Source organism: Pantoea sp. NGS-ED-1003 (assembly GCF_000738765.1).
In the GTDB taxonomy this organism is placed as follows: Bacteria; Pseudomonadota; Gammaproteobacteria; order Enterobacterales; family Enterobacteriaceae; genus Pantoea; species Pantoea septica.
The window spans coordinates 56,438-76,735 of the sequence record NZ_JPQA01000006.1; the positions used below are offsets into that span (position 1 = coordinate 56,438).

The 20,298-nt window shown below is 63.0% G+C and carries 11 protein-coding genes; 2 read left to right on the forward strand and 9 right to left on the reverse strand.

Annotated features, from left to right (window positions below; all coding sequences use genetic code 11):
• Positions 1-176 precede the first annotated feature (176 nt).
• From mazG to rlmD, 3 genes are all read right to left on the reverse strand, one after another.
• A complete protein-coding gene (gene mazG, locus JS46_RS13495; protein ID WP_033752125.1) occupies positions 177-965 on the reverse strand; it encodes a nucleoside triphosphate pyrophosphohydrolase in 789 nt (262 codons plus the stop codon).
• Positions 966-1,028: 63 nt separating this feature from the next.
• Entirely contained in the window at positions 1,029-3,260 is a 2,232-nt protein-coding gene (gene relA, locus JS46_RS13500; RefSeq protein WP_033752126.1) for a GTP diphosphokinase, read from the reverse strand.
• 33 nt (positions 3,261-3,293) lie between these two features.
• Positions 3,294-4,607 (reverse strand): 23S rRNA (uracil(1939)-C(5))-methyltransferase RlmD, encoded by a 1,314-nt coding sequence (rlmD, locus tag JS46_RS13505; RefSeq protein WP_033752128.1) that lies wholly within the window; start codon positions 4,605-4,607, stop codon positions 3,294-3,296.
• Positions 4,608-4,685: 78 nt separating this feature from the next.
• On the opposite strand from rlmD, the gene barA reads away from it, so the two are divergent.
• Positions 4,686-7,415: a two-component sensor histidine kinase BarA gene (gene barA, locus JS46_RS13510; protein ID WP_033752129.1), complete on the forward strand. Its 2,730-nt coding sequence runs from the start codon at positions 4,686-4,688 to the stop codon at positions 7,413-7,415.
• On the forward strand, positions 7,405-7,572 hold the full coding sequence (locus JS46_RS24195; protein WP_152560704.1) for a type II toxin-antitoxin system CcdA family antitoxin: 168 nt from the start codon (positions 7,405-7,407) through the stop codon (positions 7,570-7,572). The genes barA and JS46_RS24195 overlap by 11 nt, the downstream gene beginning before the upstream one ends.
• Here JS46_RS24195 and lplT read toward each other — a convergent pair.
• From lplT to JS46_RS13540, 6 genes are all read right to left on the reverse strand, one after another.
• Complete coding sequence (gene lplT / locus JS46_RS13515) at positions 7,569-8,771, reverse strand: lysophospholipid transporter LplT (RefSeq protein WP_033752130.1); 1,203 nt, start codon at positions 8,769-8,771, stop codon at positions 7,569-7,571. The genes JS46_RS24195 and lplT overlap by 4 nt on opposite strands.
• Complete coding sequence (gene aas / locus JS46_RS13520) at positions 8,768-10,918, reverse strand: bifunctional acyl-ACP--phospholipid O-acyltransferase/long-chain-fatty-acid--ACP ligase (RefSeq protein ID WP_033752131.1); 2,151 nt, start codon at positions 10,916-10,918, stop codon at positions 8,768-8,770. Before aas ends, lplT begins: the two co-directional genes overlap by 4 nt.
• A gap of 77 nt (positions 10,919-10,995) precedes the next feature.
• A complete protein-coding gene (locus JS46_RS13525) occupies positions 10,996-12,384 on the reverse strand; it encodes an efflux transporter outer membrane subunit (RefSeq protein ID WP_033752132.1) in 1,389 nt (462 codons plus the stop codon).
• Between the two features lie 3 nt (positions 12,385-12,387).
• The gene (locus JS46_RS13530; protein ID WP_033752134.1) at positions 12,388-15,489 is read right to left on the reverse strand and encodes an efflux RND transporter permease subunit; all 3,102 of its coding nucleotides are present in this window, start codon (positions 15,487-15,489) and stop codon (positions 12,388-12,390) included.
• Positions 15,486-18,689 (reverse strand): efflux RND transporter permease subunit, encoded by a 3,204-nt coding sequence (locus tag JS46_RS13535; RefSeq protein ID WP_033752137.1) that lies wholly within the window; start codon positions 18,687-18,689, stop codon positions 15,486-15,488. The genes JS46_RS13530 and JS46_RS13535 overlap by 4 nt, the downstream gene beginning before the upstream one ends.
• A complete protein-coding gene (locus JS46_RS13540; protein WP_033752140.1) occupies positions 18,686-19,915 on the reverse strand; it encodes an MdtA/MuxA family multidrug efflux RND transporter periplasmic adaptor subunit in 1,230 nt (409 codons plus the stop codon). The genes JS46_RS13535 and JS46_RS13540 overlap by 4 nt, the downstream gene beginning before the upstream one ends.
• Positions 19,916-20,298 lie beyond the last annotated feature (383 nt).

Genomic DNA, 20,298 nt, shown 5'->3' on the forward strand with positions numbered 1-20,298 from the left:
CAGTATACCTGAAACCCCTGTTAGCCACAATTGATGAATCACCGCCATCCTCCAACGCATTGCAGCGGGTAACATAGCGGATAGCGGCCAGGGAAATGTTGATGCAGGTCACAACTTTTTTCTCGCGCTGAATCGAGTAAGCGTGACCGGCTAAATTGTATGCGGCGCTGGAATAATCAGCGCTTTTCGCCTTCTTTCACCTGCTGCCAGGCTGCCTCCATCTGCTCCAGCGTCGCCTCGGACATGGCGAGCCCTTGCGCGGCGATAATCGCTTCTACCGCGCGGAAACGGCGCTCGAACTTGTCGTTCGCCTTTTGCAGCGCGGTTTCCGCTTTGCTGCCCAGATGGCGCGACAGGTTAACCGTGGCGAACAGCAGATCGCCGATCTCCTCTTCCAGCTTGTGCGGATCGATTGTCGCCTGCTGCGCCTCGTGCATCACTTCGTCGATCTCTTCATGCACGTTATCCAGCACCGGGCCGATCGAGGTCCAGTCGAAGCCGACGTTATGGCAGCGCTTCTGGATTTTGTGCGCACGCATCAGCGCCGGCAGCGCTTTGGGAATGTCGTCGAGCGCCGAGTGCTGCGCCTTTTCCGCCCGCTCCGCGCCTTTGATCGCCTCCCAGTTTTTCAGCACCTCCGCGCTGTCCGCCACGCTGGCGTCGCCGAAGATGTGAGGATGGCGGCGCTCCAGCTTGTCGCTGATGGCGTCGCAGATATCTTCGAAGGTAAAGCGATCCTGCTCGCTGGCCATCTGCGCGTAGAACACCACCTGAAACAGCAGATCGCCCAGCTCGCCGCGCAGATCGTCGAAGTCCTCTCGCTGGATAGCGTCCAGCACTTCATAGGTCTCTTCCAGCGTATAGGGCGCGATCGAGGCGAAGGTTTGCTCGCGATCCCACGGACAGCCGCGTTGCGGATCGCGCAGGGTTTGCATAATGCCCAGCAGGCGATCGAGTGAGCTCATAGTCAGTCCTTTTCAAACACGGGGTCATAAGCGCGGGGATGGGCGCGCGCCCATCCCGCAACATCAGTGAAGACGTCGGGCGTCAATGATATCAGGCACCTGATTCAGCCGCGACAGCACGCGGCCCAGCACCTGCTGATTGTAGATTTCAATATCCATATCGATGGTCGCCAGCTGTTTTTTGGTGTCGCTGCGGCTGGAGACGCCCAGCACGTTGACCTTCTCGTTGGCGAGAATGGTGGTGATGTCGCGCAGCAGACCGCTGCGATCGTTGGCGGTAACGCGCACTACCAGCGAATAGCCGCTGGAGTAGCTTTCGCCCCACACCGCGTCGACGATGCGTTCCGGCGCGTGAGCGGTCAGCTCGGCCAGCTGGTCGCAGTCGGCGCGGTGGATAGAGATGCCGCGGCCCTGAGTGATAAATCCGACAATATCGTCGCCCGGAATCGGCTGACAGCAGCGCGCGATATGGTGCATCAGGTTGCCGACCCCTTCCACCACCACGCGGCCGCTCTCTTTGCGCGACGGCGGCGAGTAGCTTTTCTGCGTCAGCTGGCGCAGCGCCTCGCGATCTTCCTCCTCCGCGCTCGGCTTGTTGAGCTTCGCCTGCAGGAAATTGACCATCTGATTGAGGCGAATATCACCGCCGCCGATCGCCGCCAGCAGCTCATCGAGCGAGGTAACGTTATAGCGCGGCAGCAGCAGCTTCTCCGCTTCGCGCAGGCTGATATCGAGCTGATTAAGCTCGTTGTCGAGGATCTGACGGCCCGCGGCGATGTTTTTGTCGCGGTCCTGCTTGCGGAACCAGTTATGGATCTTGGCGCGTCCGCGGCTGGTGGTGATATAGCCGAGGTTGGGGTTCAACCAGTCGCGGCTCGGGTTCGGCTGTTTCTGAGTGATCACTTCAACCTGATCGCCCATCTGCAGCTGATAGGTAAAGGGCACGATGCGGCCGCCGATCTTGGCGCCGATGCAGCGGTGACCGATATCGCTGTGAATGTGATAGGCGAAGTCGAGCGGCGTCGATCCGGCGGGCAGATCCACCACATCGCCTTTGGGGGTAAAGACATAAACGCGATCGTCGAACACCTGACTGCGCACCTCTTCCAGCATCTCGCCGGAGTCGGCCATCTCTTCCTGCCAGGCGATCAGCTTGCGCAGCCAGGCGATACGCCCTTCGTGTCCGGAGGCGCCGCGCGCGCTGCCGGTGCTCGGCCCCTCTTTATATTTCCAGTGCGCGGCGACGCCCAGCTCGGCGTCTTCGTGCATCTGCCGGGTGCGGATCTGAATTTCCACGGTTTTGCCTTTCGGCCCGAGCACCACGGTATGAATCGACTGATAGCCGTTCGGTTTGGGGTTGGCGACATAGTCGTCGAACTCCGCCGGCAGATGACGATAGAGGGTATGCACGATGCCGAGCGCGCCGTAGCAGTCTTGCAGACGTTCGGCGACGATGCGCACCGCACGCACGTCGAAAAGCTCGTCGAACGCCAGCGACTTCTTCTGCATCTTGCGCCAGATGCTGTAGATATGTTTCGGACGACCGTAAACCTCGGCGCGCACGCCCTCTTTCACCATCTCTTTGCGCAGGGAATCGACGAAGTTCTCGATATACTGCTCGCGATCGATACGGCGCTCATGCAGCAGTTTGGCGATGCGTTTGTATTCATCGGGATGCAGGTAGCGGAAGCAGTAATCCTCCAGCTCCCATTTCAGCTGGCCGATGCCGAGCCGGTTGGCGAGCGGCGCATAGATATTGGTGCTCTCTTTGGCTGCCAGCACGCGCTCATCTTCCGGCGCGTCTTTCATCTCGCGCAGGTTCATGATGCGTTCCGCCAGCTTGATCACCACGCAGCGGAAATCTTCCACCATCGCCAGCAGCATGCGGCGCACGTTGTCCACCTGCTCGGACGCCATGGAGTCGTTGTGGATCGCTTTCAGCTGGCGAATGGCGTCCATATCGCGCACGCCGTGCACCAGCGTGACGATGCCGTTGCCGAAGGTTTCGCCCAGCTCCTCTTCGCTCACCACTTCCGCATTCGCCAGCGGGAAGATTAGCGCGGCGCAGGAGCTTTCGATATCCATGCTGAGCATCGACAGGATCTCAACCATCTCGATGCCGCGCCACAGCAGCAGCGACTGATCGGGGTGCCCCTGCGTCTGGGCTTCGCAATAGCGCCAGGTCTCGGCGATACGTTCACATGATTGCGGGTTGGCAATGCCAAGACTGGCGATCCACTGATCGAGAGCGAACTCTCCTGCCGTATTTAAATGCGCACTTCTGACCGCAACCATATCCTCTCCTGCCACAGCAGCATCAATTGCCGCTTATGTTTTGCTGAACAGCACCATGGATTCGAGATGACGGGTATGAGGGAACATATCCAGCATCGCGACCCTTTCCAGATGGTAGCCCGCCGACAGCAATGTCTGGCTGTCGCGAGCAAGCGTTGTGGGATTACACGAAACATAGACCACGCGCTCTGGCGCAAGTTTAACCACATGCGCCATCACGCCCGCGGCCCCGGCGCGCGCCGGATCGAGCAATACCTTGTTAAATCCCTGCGCCGCCCACGGCTGGCGCGCAACATCTTCCTCCAGGTTGTGCTGGAAAAAGCGGACATTTTTAAGATTATTCAGTTGCGCATTATACGCTGCCTGCCGCACTAATGCTGCAACGCCCTCCACACCCACAGCATTTTGTACGAATTTTCCTACAGGGATCGTAAAGTTTCCCATGCCGCAAAAGAGATCGAGAACGCGGTCTTCCGGCCGCAGATCGAGCCAGGCGATCGCCTGCGCCACCATCTGCTGATTGACCGCGTCGTTGACCTGAATAAAGTCTTGCGGACTAAAGGTCAACCGCACCTCGCCCGAATGGTAAAAAGGTTCCTCGCCGCGCACCTGCTCGAGCCGCTCGCCGTTGTCGAGAAACAGCATCAGCCTCTGCTCATGCGAAAAACGTTCCAGTTTTTCGCGATCGTCGGCGTGCAGCGCGTCGAGATGGCGCAATACCATCAGCGGCCCGTTGTCCGCCAGCACCAGCTCGAGGTGCCCCAGCCGGCTGGCCGCCTTCAGCGCGCTGAGGCAGTCGCGCAACGGCAGCAGCAGCGCTTCAAGTTCGGGCGCCAGAATGGGGCAGACGCGAATGGCCACCAGATCGTTGCTCGCCTCCTGGCGAAACCCCATCTGCAGCTCGCGGGTTTTCGGCTGCCACTGCAGGCCGAGGCGCGCGCGACGACGGTAGCCCCAGGCGGGCCCGGCAAGGATCTCGTCCACCGCGACGGCGCGCTGCGCCGCCTGGCCCAGCATGCGCGACAGCGCCGCCGCTTTGCTGCGCTGCTGCAGCGGCTCGGCGGCGTGCTGCTGCTGACAGCCGCCGCAGCGGGTAAAGTGCGGGCAGCGCGGCGTCACGCGCTCCGGGCTGAGGCTGAGCAGCCGCGTCGCTTTGCCGCGCGCATACTGACGTTTCTCCTCCACCAGCGTCACCTCCGCCTGCTCGCCGGGCAGCGCGCCGCTGATAAACAGGGTCTTGCCCTGATGCCGCGCCACGCCCTGGCCAAAGGGATCGAGCTCGTCCACGGTGACGGTGATGCGTTGCTTAGTCGTCACGCGCTGTTTTGCGGAGTAAAATTGCGCCATAGTGTTCTACATTCTCAATAAAATTCAGCGTGCGCGCGTTGTCGCGCACAGGGATAACAGGCTAAGCCAGCGACTATTATGACGAAATACAGCCTGCGGGCGCGAATGATGATTTTAATCCTGGCGCCGACGTTAATGATCGGGCTGCTGCTCAGCTCGTTTTTCGTGGTGCATCGCTACAACGAACTGCAGCGGCAGGTAGTGGACGCGGGCGCCAGCATCATCGAGCCGCTGGCGATCTCCAGCGAATACAGTATGAGCTGGCACGACCGCGACGCGCTGCGCGCGCTGGTCAGCCTGCTGCACCGCCGTCACTCCGATATTGTCCGCGCCATTTCCGTGTTCGACAACAATAACCGTCTCTACGTCACCTCGAATAACAATCAGAACCTGAGCCTGTTGCAGAAAGAGGATATCCACGCGCTGCCGGACGACGTCTCGATGGAGCGCCACGGCACACTGCTGATCCTGCGCACGCCGATAACCTCTGAGCACTATGCGGTAGACGAACAGCCGAGCGAAGAGGCGAAACCGGCGGGCAATCCGCTCGGCTACGTGGCGATCGAGCTCGATCTCCAGTCGGTGCGTTTGCAGCAGTATAAAGAAGTGTTTGTCGCCACCCTGATGCTGCTGTTTTGTCTCTGCCTCGCCATGCTGTTCGCCTATCGCCTGATGCGCGACGTTACCGGTCCGATTCGCAATATGGTTACCACCGTCGACCGCATTCGTCGCGGTCAGCTCGACAGCCGCGTCGAGGGTTATATGCTGGGGGAGCTCAGCATTCTGAAAAACGGCATCAACGCCATGGCGATGTCGCTCACCGCCTACCATGAAGAGATGCAGCACAATATCGATCAGGCGACCTGGGATCTGCGGGAAACGCTGGAGCAGCTGGAAATTCAGAACGTCGAGCTGGACCTGGCGAAAAAGCGCGCCCAGGAAGCGGCGCGCATCAAGTCGGAGTTTCTCGCCAATATGTCTCACGAGCTGCGCACCCCGCTCAACGGCGTGATCGGCTTTACCCGTCAGATGCTGAAAACCGCCCTTGGCACCACCCAGCGCGACTACATGCACACCATTGAGCGCTCAGCCAATAATTTACTCAGCATTATCAATGATGTGCTCGACTTCTCCAAGCTGGAGGCGGGCAAGCTGGTGCTGGAGTCGATCCCTTTCCCGCTGCGCGCCACCCTGGATGAAACCATCGTGCTGCTGGCGCCGTCGGCGCACGAAAAAGGGCTGGAGCTGACGGTGCTGTGCGACAGCAGCGTGCCGGATAACGTTATCGGCGATCCGCTGCGCCTGCAGCAGATTCTGATCAATCTGCTGGGTAACGCCATTAAGTTTACCGAGCGCGGCACTATCGATCTGCGCGTCGAACAGCGCGCCGTCAGCGCCACGCGCGTCGAGCTGGAGATTCAGGTGCACGACTCCGGCATCGGCATTTCCGAGCAGCAGCAAACCCAGCTGTTTCAGGCGTTTCGCCAGGCGGACGCCAGTATTTCCCGCCGCCACGGCGGCACCGGGCTGGGGCTGGTGATCACCCAGAAGCTGGTCAGCGAGATGGGCGGCGAGATCGCCTTCCACAGCCGCGTCAACGAAGGCTCGACCTTCTGGGTGCGGATACAGCTCGATCTCAATCCCAACGCGCCGACGCTGCCGCGCGCGCTCGACGCCCTGTCGCGCTCGCGCATGGCCTATGTCGAAGCGCATGCCGCCTCGGCCGACGCGGCGCTGAAGATGCTGCGCGTTACGCCGCTGCAGGTCGAGCACAGCGAAACGCTGTCGGGCCTGCGTGAGCCGCACTATCCGCTGCTGCTGGTCGGGCTGCCGATCGACATCACGCAGCAGGAGCTGCTGGACGACGCCTTTATCGACGCCCTGCTCAACCGCGCCGACTGCGTGCTGCTGGCACTGCCGAGCGCCATGATGCTGCTGGCGGATCGGCTCAAGGTGCGCGGCATTCACGGCTGCATCACCAAACCGGTCTCCACCACGCGTCTGCTGCCGCTGCTGGCCGATCTGCATACCCGCCAGCGCAGCGAACTGCCCAACGGCGCGCGTCTGCCGCTGCGGGTCATGGCGGTGGACGATAATCCCGCCAACCTCAAGCTGATCGGCGCGCTGCTGGAGGAGCAGGTGCAGCATATTCTGTTATGCAACAACGCCGAGCAGGCGATCGCCGCAGCACGCGCGCAGCCGCTGGATATCATCCTGATGGATATCCAGATGCCGGAGATCGACGGCATTCGCGCCAGCGAAATTATTCGCAGCCTGCCGCTGCACGCCAGTACGCCGATTGTGGCGGTCACCGCGCACGCCATCGACGGCGAGCGCGAACATCTGATTAAAGCCGGGATGAACGACTATCTGGCGAAGCCGATCGACGAAACCCGGCTCAGCCAGCTGCTGGCGCGCTACAGTCCGGCGCTGCCTGCTGTGCTGCCGCCGGTGCCTGCCGTTTCGCCGTCGCTCGACTGGGAGCTGGCGCTGCGCCAGGCGGCGAACAAGCCCGATCTGGCGCGTGATATGCTGACAATGCTGCTCGACTTTCTACCTGAGGTGCATGAAAAACTCGACGCCTTTATGGCGGCGAAAGATGTGCAGGGACTGCGCGAGATCATTCATAAGCTGCACGGCAGCGCCAGCTACAGCGGCGTGCCGCGCATGAAGCAACTCTGTCGTCAGCTGGAGAAGAACCTGCGCCAGATCGGCGATATCGACGACCTGGAGCCAGAGCTGCTGGAGCTGCAGGACGAAATGGAAAACGTGGCGCGCGAGGCACGGAGGTTGTTGGGTGAAAGCTAAAGAGAACAAAAAAGAGCGCGGCGGCAGGCAATGCAGAGAGCCTTCTGTCGCCGCATCGCCACAGCCGTGGCGACAGGTTAACGCGGCGGCGCTGGCCGAACTCAACCGAATAACGCAAGCGCACGGTTTACTCTCGGACCAGCACCTGCAGTTTTAACGCGCGGCGGCTTTCGGCCGCCACAGCCACAGCGCCGCAATCGCCAGCGCAAACAGCGCGCCGAAGCCGACGCCGGTCGCGACCGCAGGCGCGCCCGCTTTCACCGCCAGCGTATAGAGCCCCAGCATCACCAGCATGGCGATATTCTCGCCGAAGTTCTGCACCGCGATCGCATTGCCCGCGCCGACGCTCGCCTTGCCGCGCGCCTGCAGCACCGCGTTAAGCGGCACCACGAAAAAGCCGCCCAGCGCGCCGATCACCATCAGCAGCAGGTACGCGTTCACCAGCGAATGCTGCAGCGAGAAGATCGCCACCATCACGCCGATCAGCACGCCTGCGGGCATGCAGCGGCGCACCGTCTCCAGCGTCACCAGCTTCGCCGCAGCGCCGGCCCCGACCACGATGCCGATCGCCACCATGGCGTTGAGCGTCGTCGGCGTGGCGTTGTCGCTGATGCCGAGCGCCACCGGCACCCAGAGCACCAGCAGGAAGCGCAGCGTCACGCCCGCGCCCCAGAACAGGCTGGTGCCGAGAATGGAAAAGCGCGTCTCCGCGTTATGCCACAGCGTTGAGCAGGCATGGAAAAAGCGGCGCAGCATCGCGCCGAGGTGCCAGCTCTGCCCCGGCCGCGCCGCGGCAAGCGCAGGAATAAACAGGTTTGCCGCCACTGCCACCGCGTAAGTGGCCGCGCAGAGCGCCAGCGCCGCCGGCAGGCTCCAGTCGGCGAGCGCGCCGCCCGATACCGATCCGAGCAGGATCGCGGCGATGGTAGAGCTCTCCATCATGCCGTTGGCCTTCACCAGCTTCTCGCCGGAGGTCAGCTCGGTAAGAATGCCGTACTTGGCGGGCGAATAAGCGGCCGCGCCGATGCCCACCAGCGTATAACCCACGAAAGGATTAAAGCCGAAGCAGATCAGCAGCGCCCCCAGCAGCTTCAGGCTGTTGGCGAACATCATGACGCGGCCTTTGGCGAAGCTGTCCGCCATCTGACCGACAAAGGGTGCCAGCAGAATATAGGCGGCGACGAACAACATCTGCATCACCGGCTGGCTCCACTCGGGATAGAGCTGACTTTTCAGCAGCGCCAGCGTGGCGAAAAGCAGCGCATTATCGCCGAAGGCGGAGAAGAACTGCGCGCCCATCACCGCCAGCATGCCGCGCGACCTCAGCGACATCGCCTGCGTGTTTAGCCTGCTCATGCCTGCTCCTCATCCGCCAGTTTTTTCAGGCTGACATAGTCCGGTTTGCCGCTGCCCAGCATCGGCAGCTGTTTCATCACGCGAATGTCGCGCGGCACGGCGAGCTCCGGCGCGCCCAGCTCGCGCGCCGCCTTTTGCAGCCCATCGCGCTTCAGCCCGGCGTCGGTGGTAAAGAGCACCAGCGCTTCGCCGCGGTTGCCATCGGCGCGCAGCGACGCCGCGTGCTGTTTCTCCGGCGACGCCTTCAGGGCGATCTGCTCGACGCTCTCCAGCGATACCATCTCGCCGGCGACCTTGGCGAAGCGTTTGGCGCGCCCCTGAATCTGACAGAAACCGCCTTCGTCAAAGGAGACGATGTCGCCGGTATCGTACCAGCCCGCCTCCATCTGCCCTTCGCCGTTGTCGGCGACGGGCGCTTCCAGCACGCCGGGATTCTCGACGCGCAGATAGCCGTTCATGATATTCGGCCCGCGCAGCTGCAGCCTTCCGCCCTGCTCGATGCCCTCTACCGACATCAGCCGCGAATCCATGCCCGGCAGGATACGGCCGACGGTGTGCGTTTTCGCCGCCATCGGCACGTTGATCGCCACCACCGGCGCGCATTCGGTTACGCCGTAGCCTTCCAGAATGCGGATACCGTACTTCTCCATATAGATCTGGCGCGTCGCTTCCTGCAGCTTCTCCGCGCCCGCCACCACGTAGCGCAGGCGGGCGAAATCGTAAGGCGCGGCAAAGCGCGCGTAGTTGCCGAGAAAGGTCGAGGTGCCGAACAGCACGGTGCAGTTGCGGTCGTAGACCAGCTCCGGCACGACGCGATAGTGCAGCGGGCTGGGGTAGAGAAACACCTGCGCGCCGGTCATCAGCGGCGTGAACAGGCCCACCGTCAGGCCGAAGGCGTGGAACAGCGGCAGCGCCGACATAAATTTATCGCGCGGGGTGAAATCAGCCACGGTGCGGATCTGCTCCACGTTCGCCAGCAGGCTTTTATGCGAATGCACCACCCCTTTGGGGTTACCTTCCGAGCCGGAGGTGAAGAGCACCATCGCCGCCTCTTCCGGCTGGCGCGCCACCTGCGCGCGGCGCGGCAGCAGCAGATGCGCGAGGATCCAGAGCTTGTCCTGCGTCGTCACGGTGTCGCGCAGATCCTCCAGATAGATCCACTCGACCTCGGTCAGCCCCTGCGGCAGATGCCAGAGGTTGCCCTTCTCCAGAAACTGGCGCGAGGTGAAGACAGTTTTCACCTGCGATGCGGTGAGCGCCGCACGCATGCCGTTGACGCCGGCGGTGTAGTTGAGCATCGCCGGCACGCGCCCGCGCATCGACGCACCGAGGATCGCTGCCGCGGTCACCGTCGCATTCGGCAGCAGCAGGCCGACGATCTCGCCCGGCTGGCTGTAGCGCTCAAGAATGCGCCCGACGCCGAGCGCCTTTTTCAGCAGGCCGGTATAGCTGTCGGGCTGCATGTTGACGTCTTCGATGCAGGGCTTGAAGGCGCCGTAGCGGGTGCGGGCGTTGAGGAAAGCGTCATAGAGCGTTTCGCGCGGGCGCACCGCCATGCGCGCTTCCATCATAATATGGTGCAGGTGCTCGCCGGCGAGCTGGCGTCGGTCGCGCGCGCGCTTCGCCTCCGGCATCGGAATGCGCGTGGCGGGCAGGATGGTCAGGGTGATACGGGGAAAAAGGCGGCGCTTAAAGACGCCCGCCAGGCGGCCGAAAGGGGTGTACTCCGCGCCTTCGATGCGCATCGGCACCACGTTGGCCTGCGATTTGGCGGCGACGAACCCCGCGCCGCTGTAGATTTTCATCAGCGAGCCGGTCACGGTAATGCGCCCTTCCGGGAAAATCACCACCGGACGGCCGCTGTCGATCAGCCGCACCAGCTGCTTGATCGACATCGGCCGGGTTGGATCGAGCGGAACGAAATCGATCAGCGGCTTCACCAGCCGCATATACCACCGATCGCTGACGGCGGAGTAAACCGCGAAAACCGGTCTGATCGGCAGGAACAGCGCCAGCAGCACGCCGTCGAGAAAAGAGATATGATTCGGCGCGATCAGCACTTTTCCCTGATGCAGCGCGGCGGCGTCGCCGCGCAGTTCCACCCGCCACAGCAGGCGGCAGACCAGACGTAAAAATGTAAACAACATGCCAGCTCCATAGCATCGCTAAAAAGGTTCCTAACGATGCAGGATCTGACGTCGTTCGACAAGCGTAAAGGCGCGATTTAGGGCGCGCTCTGCCAGCCGCCGCCGAGCGCGGCGATCAGCGCCACGCTGGCAACCCACTGCGTGCTTTGCAGCGTCAGCAGGCTCTGCTGCGCGCTCAGGCTGCTGGTTTCGGTAGTGGCGACGTCGAGATAGTCGATCATACCCGCCTCATACTGGTTGCGCGTGACGCGTGCCGACTCGCGCGCGGCATCGGTGGCGCGCTGCTGCGCCGCGAGCTCGCTGGTCAGGGTGTTCAGCTCCACCAGATCGTCCTCGACCTCCTGCATCGCCGTCAGCACCGCCAGGCGATAGCTGGCGACGCTGGCGTCCCAGGCGGCGCGCGCCTGATCCACCTTCGCCGAGGTAGCGCCGAAGTCGAGCAGCGTGCCGCTCAGATCGGGGCCGAGCGACCAGACGCGATAGGGCAGCGAGAAAAGATTATGCAGCGCCGAGGCGCTGGTGCCGCCGCTGGCGCTCAGCGTCAGATCGGGATAGTAGCCGGCAATCGCCACGCCGACGGCGGCGTTGGCGGCGGCGACGTTGCGTTCGGCGTAAGCGATATCGGGACGGCGCTGCAGCAGCTGCGACGGCAGCGCCTGCGGTAGCGGCGGCAGCGTCGCGGTCAGCTTCGCCGCCGGCAGGCTGAAGTCGGCCGGCGCTTTGCCGATCAGCAGCGCGATAGCGTGCTCCATCTGGGCCCGCTGCCACTGCTGGTCGAGCGCCGAGGCGCGCGCGCTCTCCAGCTGCATCTGCGCCTGCGCCAGGGTGGCGCGCGATTCGCTGCCCGCCTGGTATTTATTCTCAATGACCTTCAGATAGCGATCGTAGGCCGCCACGCTTTGCTGATAGCGCGCGATCTTCTCATCCATAATACGCAGCTGAAAATAGTCTTGCGCCAGCTCCGACTGGGCGCTGAGCGTCACGTTCGCCAGTTCGGCGGCGCTTGCCTGGGCGCTGGCGGCATTCTCTTCGCGGGTGCGGCGCAGCTTGCCCCACAGATCCGCCTCCCAGCTGGCGCTTAGCTGCGCCGAGTTGCTGTTGGTGACGCTGCGCGCGCCGCTGTTGGTCGAACGGGTGCCGCTGCGCGTTGCGCTGGCGTCATAGCCGAGCGTGGGAAAGAGCGCGGCGCGCGACTGAGCGGCCAGCGCCTGCGCTTCGCGGTACTGCGCGGCGTAGCTGGCGACGTTCTGGTTAGAGATGCTCACCTGCCGCAGCAGGCCGCTCAGGGTGTCGTCGTGATAGACCGCCCACCATTCGCCTTTGCTTTGATCGTCCTGCGGCGTGGCACGCTGCCAGCCTTTGGCTTCTTTATAGTGCAGCGGCACGCTGGCGCTGGGGCGTTGATAGTCGGGGCCGACGGCGCAGCCGCCGAGCAGCAGCAGTAAAGCGAGAGAAAGCGTTTTCATCAATCAGGATCCCGCATGGCGCAAACGGCGCCACTGACGTTGGGTGGCGCGACTCAGACGGTCGAACCAGAGATAGACCACCGGCGTGGTAAACAGGGTCAGCAGCTGGCTCAGCGCCAGGCCGCCGGCAATGGCGATGCCGAGCGGGCTGCGCAGATCGGCGTCGCCGCCGCTGCCGAGCGCCAGCGGCAGCGCGCCGAAAAACGCCGCCAGCGTGGTCATCATGATGGGGCGAAAGCGCATCAGGCAGGCCTGCACAATCGCCTGCTGCGGCGTCAGGCCGAGACGGCGCTCGGCGTCGAGCGCAAAGTCGATCATCATAATGGCGTTCTTCTTGACGATGCCGATCAGCAGGATGATGCCGATTAGCGCGATCACCGTGAGCTGCGTGTTGGTGAGCAACAGCAGCAGCAGCGCGCCGACGCCCGCCGACGGCAGCGTCGAGAGGATGGTCAGAGGATGCACGTAGCTCTCGTAGAGCACGCCCAGCACGATATAGACCGCCGCCAGCGCCGCCAGGATCAGCCAGGGCATGGTGGCCGTCAGCTGGCCGAAGGCGGCGGCGGTGCCGGCAAAACCGGCCTGGATGCTGGAGGGCAGACCGAGCTTCGCCATCGCCTGCTTGATCAGCGCCTGCGCCTGCTCCAGCGAGACGCCGTCGTTGAGGTTAAAGGCGACGGTGCTGGTGGCCGACTGTCCCTGATGCGCCACCGACAGCGGCGCGTTGCCGCTGGTCAGCGTAGCGAAGGCGGAGAGCGGCACCCGATCGCCGCTGTCGTTAACCACATAGAGCTGCTGCAAAATCGCCGGATCGCGCGTGTAGCTGCTGTTAAGCGACATCACAACGTGATACTGATTCAGCGTGTGATAGAGCGTGGCGACCTGGCGCTGGCTGAAGGCGTTGTTGAGCATGGTGTCGAGCATCTGCACGTTGACGCCGAGGCGCGTGGCGCGATCGCGATCGATATTAATCACCACCTCCTGGCCGCCGGTTTGCGAGTCGGAATCGACGCTGTTGAGCTGCGGGATCGCCGCCAGCGCCGCCTGCACCTTCGGCGTCCAGCTGCGCAGCAGATCGAGGTCGTCCGCCTGCAGGCTGTACTGATAGCTGGCGTTGGCGCTGCGTCCGCCGATATGCAGATCCTGCGCCGCCATCAGAAACATCTGCGCGCCGGCGATATGGCTGGTTTTCATGCTCAGCCGGTTGGCCACTTCGGTGGCGGTGACGTCGCGCTGGTCGAGATCCTTCAGCCGCACAAAGAAATTGGCGCTGTTGCGCGAGCCGAACATGCCGCTGCCCATCGAGGACATGACGCTCTCTACCGCCGGATCGGCCTGAATGATTTTGGTGAACATCAGCATTTTCGGCTTCATCGCCTGAAACGAAATATTCTGCTCGGCGCGCAGCGCGCCCATCAGCAGGCCGGTATCCTGATTGGGAAAGAAGCCCTTCTGCACCACGCTATAAAGAAACAGATTGAGCAGCACGGTCAGCAGCAGGCTGAACATCGTCAACTTCTGATGGCGCATCACCCAGTTCAGCCCGCGCGCATAGGCGGCCAGCAGCGCGTTGAGATGGTTCTCGATAAACTGATAGACCGGGTGCGGCCTTTTCGTGACGCGCGGCTTGCGCTTCAGCAGCCGCGAGCAGAGCATCGGCGTCAGGCTGAGCGAGACGAACATCGAGATCAGCAGCGACACCGTGAGGGTAACGGCGAATTCGCGGAACAGGCGGCCCACGATACTGCCCATCAGCAGGATAGGGATAAAGACGGCGATCAGCGACACCGTCATCGACAGCACGGTAAAGCTCACCTCGCGCGCGCCGCGCACCGCCGCGCGCACCGGCCCTAAGCCCTCTTCGATATGGCGCGTAATGTTCTCCAGCACCACGATGGCGTCATCCACCACAAAGCCGGTGGAGATGATCAGCGCCATCAGCGACAGGTTGTCGAGGCTGTAGCCCAGCAGATACATCACCGCGCAGGTGCCAATCAGCGACACCGGCAGCGCCAGCGCCGGGATCACCACCGCCTGCAGGTTGCGCAGGAAGATAAACACCACGGCGATCACCAGCAGCACCGCGATCAGCAGCGTCTCTTCGGTGTCGTAGAGCGAGGCGCGCACCCCGGGCGAACGGTCGATGACCACGTTGAGCTGCGTATCGGCGGGCAGATCTTTCTCCAGCGCCGGCAGCTGCGCCTTAATGGCGTCGATAGTGTCAAGCATATTGGCGCCCGCCTGGCGCTTAATGCCGATCATCACCGACGGCGCGGCGTTAAGGAAGCCGGCCTGATACTGATCCTCCACCGAGTCGTAGACGGTGGCGACGTCGTGCAGCCGCACCGCCTTGCCGTCCTGATAAGCGATGATAAGATCGCGGTACTGCGCCGCCTTGTCGAGCTGGCCGTTGCTGTCCACCACCCACGACTGGCTGCTGCCCTGCAGCATCCCTTTCGGCAAATTGGTGGTGCTGTTGGCGACGGCGCTGCGCACCGTATCGAGCACGATGCCGTAGTGCGTCAGCTTCTGCGGCTGCAGGTCGATACGCACCGCAGGCAGCGCGCTGCCCATCAGCGAGACTTCGCCTACCCCCTTCACCTGCCCCATCGCCTGCTCGATCTTGCTCTCGGCCAGATCGTAGAGTTCGCCGGGGGTGCGCGTCTCCGAGGTGAGCGCCAGCATCACGATCGGCGCGTCGGAGGGGTTAGCCTTGCGGTAGGTCGGCAGCGACGCCATGCTGCTCGGCAACAGGCTGCGCGAGGCGTTGATCGCCGCCTGCACGTCGCGCGCCGCGCCGTTGATATCGCGGTCCAGCTCAAACTGCAAAATAATGCTGGCGGATCCCTGCGAGCTGCTGGAGGTCATTTCGCTGATGCCGGCGATCTGCCCGAGCGCGCGCTCCAGCGGCGTCGCCACCGTCGCCGCCATGGTTTCCGGACTGGCGCCGGCGAGGCTGGCGCTCACCATAATGGTAGGGAAATCGACCTGCGGCAGCGGCGCCACCGGCAGCAGCCGGTAGCCGAGCGCGCCGAGCAGCAGGATCGCCAGCGTCAGCAGCAGCGTGGCGACCGGCCGGAAGATAAACAGCCGCGTCAGGTTCATGACGCGCCTCGCGACCGCTGCTGGCGGCGTGTCACCCAGCCGTTGCCGCGCTGCGCGACGGCGTCAAACCAGAGATAGATCACCGGCGTGGAGAAGAGCGTCAGCACCTGGCTGACGATCAGCCCGCCGACGATCACCAGCCCCAGCGGCTGGCGCAGTTCCGCGCCGGAGCCCGACGCCAGCATCAGCGGCAGCGCGCCGAGCAGCGCCGCCATGGTGGTCATCAGAATCGGGCGAAAGCGCAGCAGGCAGGCCTGATGGATCGCCTCGCGCGGGCTGAGGTGCTGCTTGTTCTCCGCCTCCAGCGCAAAGTCGATCATCATAATGGCGTTCTTTTTCACGATGCCGATCAGCAGGATCACGCCGATTAGCGCAATCAGGCTGAACTCGCTGCCCGCCAGCAGCAGCGTCAGCAGCGCGCCGACCGCCGCCGAGGGCAGCGTGGAGAGAATAGTCACCGGGTGAATAAAGCTCTCGTAGAGAATGCCCAGCACCACATACATGGTGAGCAGCGCGGCGAGGATCAGCCACAGGGTATTGCCGGTGGCGCTCTGGAAGGCGGCGGTTTCGCCCTGATAGCGCAGCGTAATGCTCGACGGCATTGCCAGCTGCTGCTGCACCTCGGCGATCGCCTTCTGCCCATCCTCCAGCGAGTAGCCGTTATTCAGGTTAAAAGAGATCGTCACCGCCGGGAACTGATTCAGCCGCATATGCATCAGCGAACCGGCGCGCTGATGAATGGTGGCGACAGCGGTCAGCTTCACCATGCCCGCGGTCGTGCTGGTGGCGGACGTCGAACTGGTCGTCGAGGTCGAGCTGGCGCTGGTCGAGGTTGAGGTCGAGCTGCCCGACGTCGCGCTGCTGCTGCTGGTCGCGGGCTGCAGATAGATATCCTCAAACGAGGCGGGCGACTGCTGATACTGCGGCGCCACCTCCAGCACCACGCGATACTGGTTCGACTGGGTGAAGATGGTCGAGACCAGACGCTGGCCGAAGGCGTTGTAGAGCGCGGTATCGACGTCCGAGGCGGTAATGCCGTAGCGCGCCGCTTTATCGCGGTTCAGCTCGACCCAGGCTATGCGCCCCTGATCCTGCAGGTTGCTGACCACGCCGTTGAATTCCGGCCGCTTCTGCAGCGCCGCCACCAGCTGCGGCGACCAGCTGACCAGATTTTCGCTGTCGGCATCGTCGAGGGTGAACTGATACTGGCTCGGCGTCACCTGATCGTTAACCGTCAGATCCTGCGCCGGCTGCATATAGAGCTGAATGCCCGCCACCTGGGTCGCCGCCTGCTGCAGCTGTTTAATCACCACGTCGGCCTTGTCGTCGCGCTGGTCGAACGGCTTCAGGTTAATCTGCAGACGTCCACTGTTGAGGCTGGTGTTGCTGCCGTCGATGCCGATGGTGGAAGAGACGCTCTCCACCGCCGGGTTGGCCAGCACCACCTTCGCCAGCGCCTGCTGACGCTTCGCCATCTCGCTAAAAGAGACATCCTGCGATGCCAGCGTGATACCCTGGATCAGCCCGGTGTCCTGGGTCGGGAAGAAGCCTTTCGGCACCGCCATATAGAGCAGCGCGGTGAGCGCGAAGGTGGCCAGCGCCACCAGCAGCGTCAGCTTCTGGTGATTGAGCACCCCCGTCAGCAGCCGGTCATAGCCGCGGATTAGCTTGTCGAACAGCTCGCCGCCCTTGCGCGCAAAGCGCGACTGCCGCTCCGGTGGGATATGGCGCAGCAGATAAGCGCACAGCATCGGCGTTAAGGTCAGCGACACCAGCATCGACACCAGAATTGACACCGCCAGGGTAATGGCGAATTCGCGAAACAGCCGCCCAACGACATCGCCCATAAACAGCAGCGGGATCAGCACCGCAATCAGCGAGAAGGTCAACGAGATAATGGTAAAGCCGATCTGCTGCGAGCCCTTCAGCGCCGCCTGCATCGGCGTTTCGCCCTCCTCCAGCCGCCGCGAGATATTCTCCACCACCACGATGGCGTCGTCGATCACGAAGCCGGTGGCGATGGTCAGCGCCATCAGCGACAGGTTATTGAGGCTGAAGCCCGCCAGATACATCACGCCGAAGGTGCCCACCAGCGACAGCGGCACCGCCACGCTGGGGATGAGCGTCGCCGCCACGTTGCGCAGGAACAGAAAGGTGACCATTACCACCAGCGCAATGGAGAGCAACAGCTCGAACTGCACGTCGCTGATGGAGGCGCGGATGGTCTGGGTGCGATCGGAAAGTATCGTTATCTTTACCCCGTCCGGCAGCGCGGCCTGCAGGGTCGGCAGCGCCGCCTTGATGTTGTCCACCACCTGAATCACGTTGGCGCCCGGCTGGCGCTGCACGCTGATGACAATCGCCGGGCTGTTGTTGGCCCAGGCGGACTGGAAGCTGTTTTCCGGCCCCTGCTCGATATGGGCGATATCCTTCAGGCGCAGCGCCGCGCCGTTCTGATAGGTGAGGATCAGGTTGCCGTACTCCTCGGCAGTGCGCAGCTGGTCGTTGGCGTCGATGGTCACCGAGTGATATTTGCCGTCGAAGCCGCCCTTGGAGCCGTTGACGTTGCTGTTGCCGATCAGCGTGTTGACATCTTCCAGCGTCAGATGATGAGCGGCGAGCGCCGTCGGGTTCATCTGCACGCGAATCGCCGGCTGATGGCCGCCCGCCAGCGTCACCATGCCGACGCCGGCGATCTGCGACAGCTTCAGCGCCACGCGGGTATTCACCAGATCCTGCACCTGGGTCAGCGGCAGGGTGTCTGAACTGGCCGCCAGGGTGATCACCGCGCTGTCCGCCGGGTTGACCTTTTTATAGGTCGGCGGGTTAGGCAGATCGGTCGGCAGCAGATTGTTGGCGGCGTTGATCGCCGCCTGCACCTCCTGCTCTGCCACGTCGAGCGAGAGATCGAGGCCGAACTTCAGGGTAATAATGGAGGAGCCGCTGGAGCTGGTCGAGGTCATCTGGCTCAGCCCCGCCATCTGCCCCAGCTGGCGCTCCAGCGGCGAGGTCACCGACGACGCCATCACGTCGGGGCTGGCGCCGGGATAGAGGGTGGTGACCTGGATAGTGGGATAGTCCACCTGCGGCAGCGCCGAGGTCGACAGGAATTTATAGGCAAAAATGCCGGCGACCAGCACGCCCACCATCAGCAGGATGGTGGCGACCGGGCGCTGGATAAACAGGCGTGACGGATTCATTTTGCCTCGGCGGTTGCGGTCGGTTGCGTCTCATCCGCCAGCTGCACTTTGCTGCCGTTGGTCAGGCGATCGATCCCTTCGGTAACCAGCCGATCGCCGGGCTCGACGCCCTTGAGGATCGCCTGCCTGTCGTCGCCGAACGCCGGACCGGCGGAGACCGCTTTGCGCGTCACGCTGTTGTCTTTATTGATCACAAAGACAAAGCTGCCGTCGCTGCTCAGCTGCAACGCCTGCGACGGGATCACCGTCGCCCCTTTCAGGATGCTGGTCTGCAAACGCAGATTGACGAACTGGTTAGCGTAGAGCGCCTCGTCCTCGTTGGCGAAAGTCGCCTTCAGCGCCACGGTGCCGGTGCTGGTGTCGATCTGGTTGCTGATGAACTTCACTTCGCCCTGCGCCAGCGCGCGGCTGTTGTCCTGGTCGAACGCGGTGACCGGCAGCGTCTGGCCGCTGTGCAGCGCCTTGATCAGCTCGGGGATATTGCTCTGCGGCACGCTAAAGGTCGCGGCGGCGGGCTGCATCTGGGTAATGGTCACCAGCCCGGTGGTGCTGGAACTCTGCACCATATTACCCGGGTCCACCAGCCGCAGCCCGACGCGGCCGCTGACCGGCGCGGTGATGCGCGCATACTCAATGCTCAGCTTCGCGCTGGCGATCTGCGCCTGGTCGGCAGCCACCGCGCCGCGATACTGCCCGACGGTGGCGGTCTGGGTGTCGAGATCCTGACGCGCCAGCGAATCCTGCGCGTAGAGTTTGCGGTAGCGCGCCAGCGTCAGCTCGGCGCTTTTCAGCAGCGCCTGGTTTTCGCTCAGCTCCGCCTGGTACTGATTCAGCGTCGCCTGAAAGCCGCGCGGATCGATCTGCGCCAGCAGCTGGCCCGCCTCGACCTTCTGCCCTTCGGTGAAGTAGACCTTCTCCAGCTGGCCGTCGACGCGGCTGGTGACGGTAACGCTGGCGTTAGGGATCACCGTGCCGAGCGCGTTGAGGTAAACCGGCACGTCGGCGGTGGTCGCCACGCCGCTGTGCACCAGCGTCGCGCCGCCGCCCATCATCGCCATGCCCGCCGGCCCGCCGCGTCCGCCGTGACGACCGCCGGGCGGCATCGCGCCCTCTCCTTTGCCGGCCGGCAGCATCCGCCAGACAACGCCGGCAATAATCACCATCAGGATGAACAGCAGCAGCCATTTAAGCCAGCGGGAACGGAAGGTGCGGGACGCATTAGTCATGGTTAACAGTCTTGCCAGAAGTAGAAAGAAAAAACCCCCTCCTTTTCAGGGGATTATTGCGTTTATCAATCATCACGCCGCGTATTATCCGCGAAGCCCCGTCTGTTTTTCCATCGGCAAACCGTAAGGGTTGCGTTAAGAATGGTCAGACTTTCCAGCCGAGGCTCAGCGTGTCATGCAGCGTCATTTTCTGACGTGAGTGAGTAAACGTAAGTGGTTAATAACAGGCAAAAAAAACCCACGCATCCGCGTGGGTTGGTGCAATAAACAGGGTGGATTATCCTTGCGGATGCCGCTGCCTGGAGCAGCGTGTTTTCGCACCTATCAATACCTCTGGGACTGCTATCCTCGCACTCTGCGGCGGGACAAAACAGCGCGAAAAC